The organism is Candidatus Solincola tengchongensis, assembly GCF_015711935.1.
In the GTDB taxonomy this organism is placed as follows: domain Bacteria; phylum Actinomycetota; class Geothermincolia; order Geothermincolales; family RBG-13-55-18; genus Solincola_A; species Solincola_A tengchongensis.
This window is the reverse complement of the sequence record NZ_JACVJJ010000052.1, coordinates 1-9388: the sequence shown is the minus strand read 5'-3', so window position 1 is coordinate 9388 and position 9388 is coordinate 1. Positions and strand designations below refer to the sequence as shown.

The window sequence follows — 9388 nt, the reverse complement described above, 5'->3', positions numbered from 1 at the left end:
AGGACCTCTTCGTCGCTGAGGTCGTGGAAGTCGAGGTAGAAGTCGGCTACGGCGAAGGGATAGCGGTCGGAGACGTGCAGGCAGTGGAAATGGTCCACTAGGGGGCGTACCCGGCGGGCGGTGTTCTCCGGACTCACCGGCACGGCCACGTTCACCGATTCCGGTTCCATCTTGCGCACCATCTCCACGGCGGCGATCATGGTGTATCCGGTGGCCAGCCCGTCGTCGGTGAGCACCACGTTCTTCCCGTTGAGTTCGGGGAAGGGACGGTCACCCCTGTAGACCTTCAGGCGGCGGCGGACCTCCACCAGCACGCGCGAGGCGATGGTCCTTATCTGATCCTGCGTGAGGTGCAGGTGCTGAAGCATCTCCTCGTTGAGGTAGAGGGACCCGTCCGGGGCAACGGCACCGAACCCCGCCTCGGGATTGTGGGGGACGGGGAGCTTGCGGGCCACCAGGACGTCGAAGTCCCCGCCGAGTTCCCTCGCGAGGCAGAACCCGACCGGGATGCCCCCGCGGGGAATCCCCAGCACCACAAGATCGTCGACCGGACCCCGGTAGGACTCCGCCAGCTTCCGGCCGGCGTCCTCCCGGTCGTGAAACAACACCGGCATGATTATTACCCTTGCTTCGGTGCGGCCGTTATCTCGATTATATTATTTTCCGCTGTTTCGGACAGGGAGGTGACGAACGGTCCTCTATCCCGTTCGTTCCCGAAATCGGAGGTAGTATGATTTCGTTCCGTTCAGCAAGAGAGACCCTCCCTTTCTGCCGGTTTGCCCACCTTGTTTAACCGGGATGATATGGTGGTCTCTCAACCTTTTTCAATCCCAAAAGCACACACCGGAACGACACGGCACCGAGCCTTCTCCCCTCCGCCTCGAGAAGGCGGAAGGGATAAGGGTACGTGAAAGAAAAGGCGAAAGCGAAACAGGAGCTTTTTCTCGCCACCTCCCGATGGCTCACCGTTTCGCGGATCGGCCCGCATGCCACCTCCTTGTTCTTGAGCATATGAGAGCCTCGCCACCCCACTGCCTTTCTTGTGACGTCCCATCGCCTGCGAGACAACGCTGATCGGGATGAACCTTTTCTCCCGAGCACGACAACGAGTTTCGAATATTTTCGCAAGCCGGAATCCGGGTGCCCGCTTTTTCGAGTGTACAGGACTGAAATCGAAGTTTGAGCAAAAGAGGCTCGATATAAAGAAAAGCCCGGTCAGGTCCTTCCGGCTTGCGTTCGCCGTTCCTCAAGCCGTTGATACGAGGCTGAGGAGATTCTTTTGACCGCGTATAAGCTCATCTGTAAAATGTGACCAAACGGTAACCGGGCTGTTCTCAAGAGTAGGGATGTCGGGCCGATAATAAAATCGCCTGGATTTGTGACTTGCTGGGCGTATGGGGAAGGCTTCCTCCTTTCGCATCGCACAGTCCAAAGAAGGAAGCAAAACCTCATGTTGCGTGTCGCGGGTGAAGGAAGAAAGGAGGAAAGATGGTCTCACATGGGGGCACGGGCAGGAGCATCTTTCGCCGTTTTCCCCCTGCCATGCGTATGCACGGACTTGGAGATCGGCCATTCTCGAGCTAACGTCAAGCCTCGGGATCGCCGTCCTGGGTTTGATGCTTTCCGCGGTCTGTTGCCTCGGGCTACCGTCGTCCTCGTGGCCGGGGAAAAGGACTGCCACCCGCGCCGATACGGGCATTTCGGCTGCGGATGCGAGTGGCCACGTTCTCGCCTGGGGGTTGAACAACAGCGGCCAGTGCACTCCCCCTTCTCCGAATGAGGGCTTCATCGCCGTCGACGCGGGCCTCGATCATGTCTTGGGGTTGAAGTCCGATGGGAGTATCGTGGCCTGGGGCAACAATTCGTATGGGAAATGCGATGTCCCTACGCCGAATTCAGGTTATACCGCCATATCAGCGGGTGAGCATCACAGCCTGGCCCTCAAGTCCGACGGAAGCTTGGTGGCGTGGGGATACAATTATTACCATCAATGTGATGTCCCGCTTCCCAACACGGGCTTCGTATCGGTATCCGCGGGTTACTACCACAGTTTGGCTCTGAAGTCGGACGGGGGCATCGTGGCCTGGGGATCAAATTCCTACGGCGTCTTACAGATTCCGTCGCCCAACACCGGTTTCGTCGCCGTATCGGCGGGCATCAATCACAGCCTGGCCCTCAGGTCCGACGGCAGCGTCGCGGCTTGGGGATACAACGGTTTCGGGCAGTGCGATGTCCCCAGTCCCAATTCCGGGTTCATCGCCGTGTCTGCGGGATATAACTACAGCATGGGGTTGAAGTCGGACGGCAGCGTGGTGATGTGGGGCAATGTCTACCCGTTCGGTTCGGTTCCTGCGCCGAACGCTGGGTATGTGGCCATATCCGCGGGTTACGGGCACTGTCTGGCTCTCAGGGAAGACGGGAGCGTGGTCTCCTGGGGCGGAAACGATTACGGCGAGCGGCAGGTTCCCCCGGGTTGCCACGCCTTTGCCGTTTCCGCCGGAGATAGATTCAGCCTCGCGCTTACCTCGGTTTATTCCACCTGGTACCTGGCGGAGGGTTCCACGGACGGGGGGATGGAGACCTGGGTGCTGGTGCAGAACCCAAACGATTTCCCGGTCAGCGTGGACCTCACCCTGATGACCGGGCAGGGCCCGTTCAACCCACCGCAACTGCAGGGCCTGCTTCTGAACCCGCAATCCAGGCGCACCTTTCCCCTTCACAGCTACGTGACTACTTATGACGTCTCCACCCTGGTCCAGAGCTATGACGGGGCGGTCATCTGCGAGCGGGCCATGTACGGCCCGGGCAGGGCCTGGGCCCACGATTCCATAGGGGCCACGGAGCCCGCTTCCACCTGGTACCTGGCGGAGGGTTCCACGGACGGGGGGATGGAGACCTGGGTGCTGGTGCAGAACCCCAACTCCTACCCGGTGGAGGTCAGCGTTGATTTCCAGACCCAGAGCGGATACCTTCGGGGGCCCAGGGAGGAGATACCCCCGCGCAGCCGGCGCTCATACGAGGTCGCGAAGTACGTGCGGACCTACAACGTGTCCACCAAGGTAACCTCAACCGGGGGGAAGGTGGTCTGCGAGCGGGCCATGTACGGGGGAAACCGCACCTGGGGACACGATTCCGTGGGGGTCACCTATTCCGCCAACTTCTGGTGCCTGCCCGAAGGGTGCACCGACGGAGGTTTCGAGACCTGGGTCCTGGCATGCAACCCCTACGACGAGCCCACCGCGGTGGAGATGCTCTTCATGACCGACAAGGGACCGGTGAAAGGGCCGAGCTTCACCATGGGCCCCTTCTCCCGCCGCTCCATATTCGTGGGGGATTACGTGAAGACCTACGACGTCTCCACCTTCGTTATCGCCGACAAGCCGAACATCGTCTGTGAGAGGGCGGTGTACTGGGGCAACCGCACCTGCGGCCACGAGTCCATCGGCTTCTTCCCGGAGGAGAGCTCGGAGGCGGACGTGGCCGCGGCTCGCGCCGGGAGCGGTCTCAGCGTGGAGCGGATCCGGAAGGCCTTCAGCGCTTGGCTCCCTTGACCATGCGGCGGGCCAGGGCGAGCCCGGCCAGGGCCGCGCCCACCCGGGTGGCCGGCTTGATGAGGGGCACCAGCCCCTTCTTGGGTTTCCACTCCACGTTCAGGATGTGAGATTTCCCCAGCTTGTCCAGGGCGATGAGCTCCGCACAGTGGTTGGCCGTCCAGATGGCCGCCTCCATGCCCCCCGAGGAGACGTGGGTGCGGGTGTAGTCCCCGGCCAGGTAGAGGTTGTCCAGGGGCGAACGCTGGTAGGGCCGGTGCTTCTCCATTCCCGGCAGCGGTCGGTATACCCCCTGCCTCTCCCGGACCACCTTGTACTTGCGCACTTGGGCTTCCCGGGCGGAGGGGAAGAGGGAACGGATCTGCTCCAGGGCGATGTCGAAGATGATCTCGTCCGGGAGCCCCTCGATGTGATCCGCGGGGGAGAGCACCATCTCGAACATGGACCCCCCGGTGAAGATGTGGGGCAGCACGTTGGAGAGGTCGGCGTAAGTGTTGAAGATGCAGTTGTTGGAGAAGAAGGTCACGTCCACGTCAGTGAGCTTGCGGTCGAACCATACCTGGAGGGATAGGCTGGGGGCGTACTGGAAGTGCCACAGGTCACGGAAGTACTGGTATCGGAAGGCTTCTCGGGGCAACACCCGCCGCAGGGAGAAGGGGGGAAGGCATGAGACGTAGAGGTCCGCGGTGCGCTCTTCCTCACCGTTGACGGTCACGCTGCGCACCCGGTTTCCTTCCAGGTTGATGGAGGTGACCGCCTTGCGCAGCTCGGTCTTCCCGCCCTTGCTGTGGATGTAGTCCAGGCAGGTACCCACCCAGATGTCTCCCAGGCCGCCGTTGGCGAAGCCCACACGCGCGCTGTCCGGGTCGGCGGCCACCTTGCGGAACCAGTTGAGCATGACCTTGGCCGAGACCATCCAGGAGGGGGTGAAGGTGAGCCCGTTGATGCCCGGTTCCATGGGCAGGAAGGCGTCCACCGGAGCGCGCCGGACGGCCCACTGCCCGAAGGTCATCTCGTCCAGTTTCTCCAGCTTGCGCTCCGAATACATCACCGCCCCGCCCATCCCCGCGGCGGTGAAGAGGAGCTTCCACCTGGGGACTCCGGTGTAGGACCTGAGAAGGGTGTAGAAGGCCGCCGCGGCGTGGAAGGGGGCCGGGAGGTTGGCGAAACGCAGCACCGCTTCCCTGCCTCCCTCCTGCATATAATAGAACTCGGTCTGTTTCCAGATAATGTTGTCCTCGATGCCCATCTTGCGGAAGAAGTTGAGCAGGTTGGCATAATATGGGAAGAATACGTGGAGGGCGTTGTCGATCATGTCCCCGTCCTCATCCTTCCAGGAACTGGCACGCCCCCCGAATATCTCGTCCGCCTCCACCAGCTCCACCTCCAGCCCCAGGTCCAGGAGGTTGATGGCCGTGGCCAGGCCGGACATCCCTCCACCCAATATCAGCGCCTTCATGCCTCACCACTCCTTTCCGTAACCGCGGTCTTGCTGCGGAGGGCAGCGTCGCCGACGATGTTCCTGAGTATCTCCCTCACCGCGAGAAGCGCCTTGTCGCGGGTCAGGACGTCCCCCAGCCCCATGAGAGCAGCGTGAACCAGCGTCACGGCCAGTGCCAGGATCTGCCAGGCGGCCACTAGGGTGTTCAGATCTTCCCGGACCGAGCCCTCCTGCTTGCCCATCTCGAACATCTCCGAGATGACCAGGATGTAATCCAGGAACCTCTCCCCCAGGGCCTCTCGGATGTCGGGGTCGCGGGCGGCGGTCATGACCTCGAAGAGCAGCAGGGCGTCATCGGGATTGTCCATGACGAACCCGTAAAAAGCCTCGCTCATGCGCAGGATGCGCTCAGGGACCGTCCCCTCCTCGCCGCCCACAGCCAGCAGCGCCTGAAGAGGAAGGCGGCCGAGTTCGTCCAGGGCCTCCAGGATTATCTCCTTCTTGGAACGGAAATGCCGGTACAGGGCGGGCTCGGTGATCCCCACCCGTTCGGCTATGCGCCGGGTGGTGGTGCCCTCCAGGCCTCGTTCCTTCATGATGGAGAGCGTCGCCTGGAGGATCTGCCTCCTCCGCTCCCCCCTCTCCGGCTTGCCTCTCTTTTTCATCCCGTGTTCACATGTATCGAGCTCGCGAGTGGCTAGCAGAAATCGACATGGAAGTTAGTTAACATTAACTAACTTATAGCATCATGGATCTTGCGGGTCAACACCGTCGGAAATCGCCCTTGATAGCTTTCAATAACTGACCGCCTACCGAAACGCTGCCAGATACCGCCCTTTGAAAGGGAGTTTCCGACGTGCGCACCTGCATTGAACTTGAAGCGCGGATTCGTTCTTTACAGAAGAGAGGCCATCTTTAGATGGGAACGTCGGCGCGCGCAAACGCACGTTACGGATTTGTCGGGATGACAGCCTCCCTTCTCGACCAGGCGAAAATGGACCGGGAAGACCCTCATGCAAGATGGTAGGTATTGGAGAGGCCGGGTCGAGGGATAGGAGGAGAAGAAGAGCTGGCATTGCGCAAAGAGGAAGTCTGATGCTTTTTCGCTTTGGCGGGCGTTTTAAGGCGGGAAAAAATCGAGAGAGCGCCCTTCGCAAGAGAAATTGAGAGACTACCCTTCATCCTGCAGAACAAGGGAAATGTCGCTAGGACGAAAGTGGTGGCCTTTGGATGTTCCGCCCTGAAGATTAGTGCTGCGGGGCATTAGGTGGTATATTCTGTTTCGTCCGTTTATTTATCTGTCTCGGTTCCGGAAGCCGGCATAATGCCGGGCAGAGCAGGGAGGTGCGTGATGTCCGTCGTCGCCGTCACGGGTTGTTCCGGATACATCGGTTCCCGGCTGCTCCACTTCATGGACCGCAGCGACAAGGTGGAGAAGATACTGGGTATCGACCTCAACCCACCGCGATACCAATCCGCCAAGATGGACTTCCACCGCCTGGACATCCGCGACCCCAGGCTGACCAACCTCTTCGTCCTCAACGAGGTTCGGACGGTGGTGCACCTGGCTTTCATCGTCAACCCCCTGCGCAACGAGAGGCTCATGCACGACATCGACGTCAACGGGACGCGCAACGTCCTGGCCGCCACCGCCGCTTGCGGCGCCCGGCACCTGGTCGTGGCCTCCTCCAGCTCCGCGTTCGGGGCCTTTCCCGACAACCCGGAGTGGCTCACGGAGAAGGACCACCCCCGGCGGATGCCCAATTACACCTATGCCTCGGACAAGTACGAGGTGGAGATGATCTGCCGCCTCTTCAAGGACGACCACCCGGAGATAAAACAGGCCATCGTGAGGCCGTGCATCGTTGTGGGGCCCAACGTGGACAACTATCTCTCGCGCTTCATCCTCCGCCTCCCCTTCTTCCCCGCCGTGGGCGACTCCCGGCCGGAGCTGCAGTTCGTGCACGAGGACGACGTGGCCGAGGTCTTCATGCGCGTGCTGGAGCTGGAGGCGGAGGGTTTCTTCCACGCCTGCGGCGAGGGGACGGTGAGCCCCGAAGAGGTGGCGGAGATGGCGGGGAAGCGCATCGTCTCCCTTCCTCCCTTCTTGGCCTATCCCATGGTGGAACTGCTGTGGAGGCTCCATGCCCCGCTCATCGAAGGCCCTTCCGGAATGCTGGATTTCATCCGCTACCGCTGGACCATCTCCGGGGAGTGGACGAAGGAGGCTCTGGGCCTGGGGCCGCGCATGAGCAGCCGCGACGCGGTGAAGCAGATGATCGAGACCCACAGGACGGGTTGAACCTTGGTTTCCCGTGGGTCTCCTCTGTCCGGGAAGGCGCTTCCACGTGGAGGGACCGGCCGGTATATCGAGAGCCTGTGAGGACAAAAGGGGACAGGAAGGGAGTCCATGTTTTACGACCTTTCGTGTTCGAACGGTAAGCCTTTGGCTTGAAGTGGGGGGCCTCGGTGGTCAGGGGCGATATGTCTCCCTGGCCCCTCCCCGGAGGGAGATGATGTCGGGCAGCATCCTTATAGGGAGGGCGGGATTTTGAGATTTCTTGACCGTTTACGACGGAAACCCCCGGAGGAGGTGGTCTTCGCCGGGGAGAGGACGGAGGCCGAGCTGGTGGTGAACCTGCTCCGGGAAGAGGGATTCCATCCCTTGCTGTGGGCGGACCTCCCGACCCCGTTCTATGCCGGCCCCATCGGTACTGCCCGCGTGGTGGTACCTCCCGATGAGGCGGACGAAGCCAGGGCTTTCTTAGAGGAGATCGAGGAAATCGGGATGGATGGTGAAGGGGTGGAATGCGGGAAAGGCGATACCCTGGATTGAAGGGTCTGGCGTGATGCCTCCGCAGCGAGGACAGTTTCCGGCCGTTTCTCGGGCTTTAAACATGATTTGGGGAGACCTTGAGCTTCTGCCCAACCGAAACTCTCATCCTCGACGGAATGCCCATGTAGATAAAAGAATGCTTATGTGGATAAAAAGCCAGAAAGTGAAAAAATGAATTGGTCCTCTCGGTAAGGTTCCCGTTCTTTCAGCAGCTTCTGGAAGGAGTCCGTAAGATCGCCCTGCAGAGCCCGGTCGAACTCTCGCGGCCAGTGGAGCACATACTCGCGTTCAAAATCAGGATTCTTGGCCAGCACAACTTCCACGTCCTCGATGTCGTGCGGTCTTCCGGCGATAATCTTGTGGATGATCGAATCCTCCAGGGATGCGAATTTCACATCGACGTCCTTAAGCCGGACGGGCTTGACCCTGCGTAATGCCCGCTCTTCATAAGAGCATTGCAAAAAGACGAAATCGATACGGATATTGGCATTCTCTACCAGGCAAGGGAGAACGAAGGTGCGCTCCGCGAATTCCTTTGGGTCCTCCATGAGTATCCTCAATCCGAGTACTTAGGCCAGGTTCAAGATTTCTTCCGCCCTCTGGGGGCCTATGCCCAGAGTGATGTCTATGTCCCTGGTCAACCTGGGTTCCCCGTAGAGAAGGACCGCTTGTCCTCCGATGACCATGTAAGGAACCCCGTGTTCGTCGAGCAGGCGACCCGTCCTGGCGAGGAACCCCTTAAACACTGTTGACGGCCTTCGCTATTCGTAAGTCCGTTTCGATGCCCTCCAGGGGATTGGGGATTGGGAGAACACTGAGGTATACCGCCTCCTCCCACATGGCGTCCAGGAGATGGAGATTCTCTCCCGGTGTTGACATGTCGTTTTTCAACAGGTCTCGCTCAAGCCTTTCCAGTAATTCCCTGTCATGGATCATCGCCGTTTGCCTCTGCTTTTCGACAGTATTCGTTTCATCCACTCAATCTTTCCCTCATGCTCGAATCAGCGGGCGGTATCCCGCCTGCCTGGCGGAAGGCTGGGAGCTCAAACCTACGCTGGACGCCGGAGCGGACCGCGGCGGCCCTGCCCTCTGTCCATGGGGAAAACGAGAGTCGACGGAGAGGCACTGGCATGCGAAGAGGATCCGGATTACGAGGTCCGGATGAGGGAGAACGGGTTTTCCTTATGCGAAGCGAAAAGCGATGCGGGCCGCCCCGTTTTCAATTCTTGCTCGGCCCCATAAGCGGAAAAAGAGAAACCTCTCTGCTTTGCCGATTGACAAGGCAAACGCTTGGCCCATTCTCATGCCGTTCGCCGCGAAGGGCAAAAAGTCGCTTGCTACGGTGCAGGATGGAGCACCCCGGGCCCCCTCTTCCTCCATCCTCCGGCCGGGGCGGCGAGACTGGAGTTTAGAGAGATAGCGCTTCTCCCCGGGGTCAGGAAGTGGGCCCCTCCGCCTTGGGCTGGCGCAGGAGGGGGACCAGGACGAAGACCCCGAAAATCGCGGTCAGAGCCGCATATAGTTTGGGGTTCTTCCCCCGTTTCGAGGCGGCCAGGTAGG

8 protein-coding genes are annotated in these 9388 nt (G+C 60.5%); 3 read left to right on the top strand and 5 right to left on the bottom strand.

The features are described 5' to 3' along the window. Positions 1-614 (bottom strand): phosphoribosyltransferase (locus H7007_RS04405; RefSeq protein ID WP_287153373.1); only part of this gene is annotated, 614 nt, incomplete at its 3' end. 780 nt (positions 615-1394) lie between these two features. On the opposite strand from H7007_RS04405, the gene H7007_RS04400 reads away from it, so the two are divergent. Beyond that, a complete protein-coding gene (locus H7007_RS04400) occupies positions 1395-3551 on the top strand; it encodes an RCC1 domain-containing protein (protein ID WP_350340617.1) in 2157 nt (718 codons plus the stop codon). Here the strand turns inward: H7007_RS04400 and H7007_RS04395 are convergent. Next, positions 3532-5010 (bottom strand): hydroxysqualene dehydroxylase, encoded by a 1479-nt coding sequence (locus tag H7007_RS04395; protein WP_287153370.1) that lies wholly within the window; start codon positions 5008-5010, stop codon positions 3532-3534. The genes H7007_RS04400 and H7007_RS04395 overlap by 20 nt on opposite strands. Continuing rightward, entirely contained in the window at positions 5007-5657 is a 651-nt protein-coding gene (locus H7007_RS04390) for a TetR/AcrR family transcriptional regulator (RefSeq protein WP_287153369.1), read from the bottom strand. The genes H7007_RS04395 and H7007_RS04390 overlap by 4 nt, the downstream gene beginning before the upstream one ends. Before the next feature lie 686 nt (positions 5658-6343). Between H7007_RS04390 and H7007_RS04385 the strand changes: the two genes are divergently transcribed. Next, a complete protein-coding gene (locus H7007_RS04385) occupies positions 6344-7294 on the top strand; it encodes an NAD-dependent epimerase/dehydratase family protein (protein ID WP_287153368.1) in 951 nt (316 codons plus the stop codon). A 249-nt stretch (positions 7295-7543) separates the two neighbouring features. Beyond that, positions 7544-7828 (top strand): putative signal transducing protein, encoded by a 285-nt coding sequence (locus H7007_RS04380; RefSeq protein WP_287153366.1) that lies wholly within the window; start codon positions 7544-7546, stop codon positions 7826-7828. Between the two features lie 140 nt (positions 7829-7968). Here the strand turns inward: H7007_RS04380 and H7007_RS04375 are convergent, their stop codons facing one another. Together H7007_RS04375 and H7007_RS04370 are read right to left on the bottom strand one after the other, a co-directional pair. Beyond that, positions 7969-8376 carry a DUF6036 family nucleotidyltransferase gene (locus H7007_RS04375; RefSeq protein WP_287153365.1) on the bottom strand — a complete coding sequence of 136 codons (408 nt, stop codon included), beginning with the start codon at positions 8374-8376 and terminating at the stop codon, positions 7969-7971. Positions 8377-8566: 190 nt separating this feature from the next. Then, complete coding sequence (locus H7007_RS04370; protein WP_287153363.1) at positions 8567-8806, bottom strand: hypothetical protein; 240 nt, start codon at positions 8804-8806, stop codon at positions 8567-8569. Positions 8807-9388 lie beyond the last annotated feature (582 nt).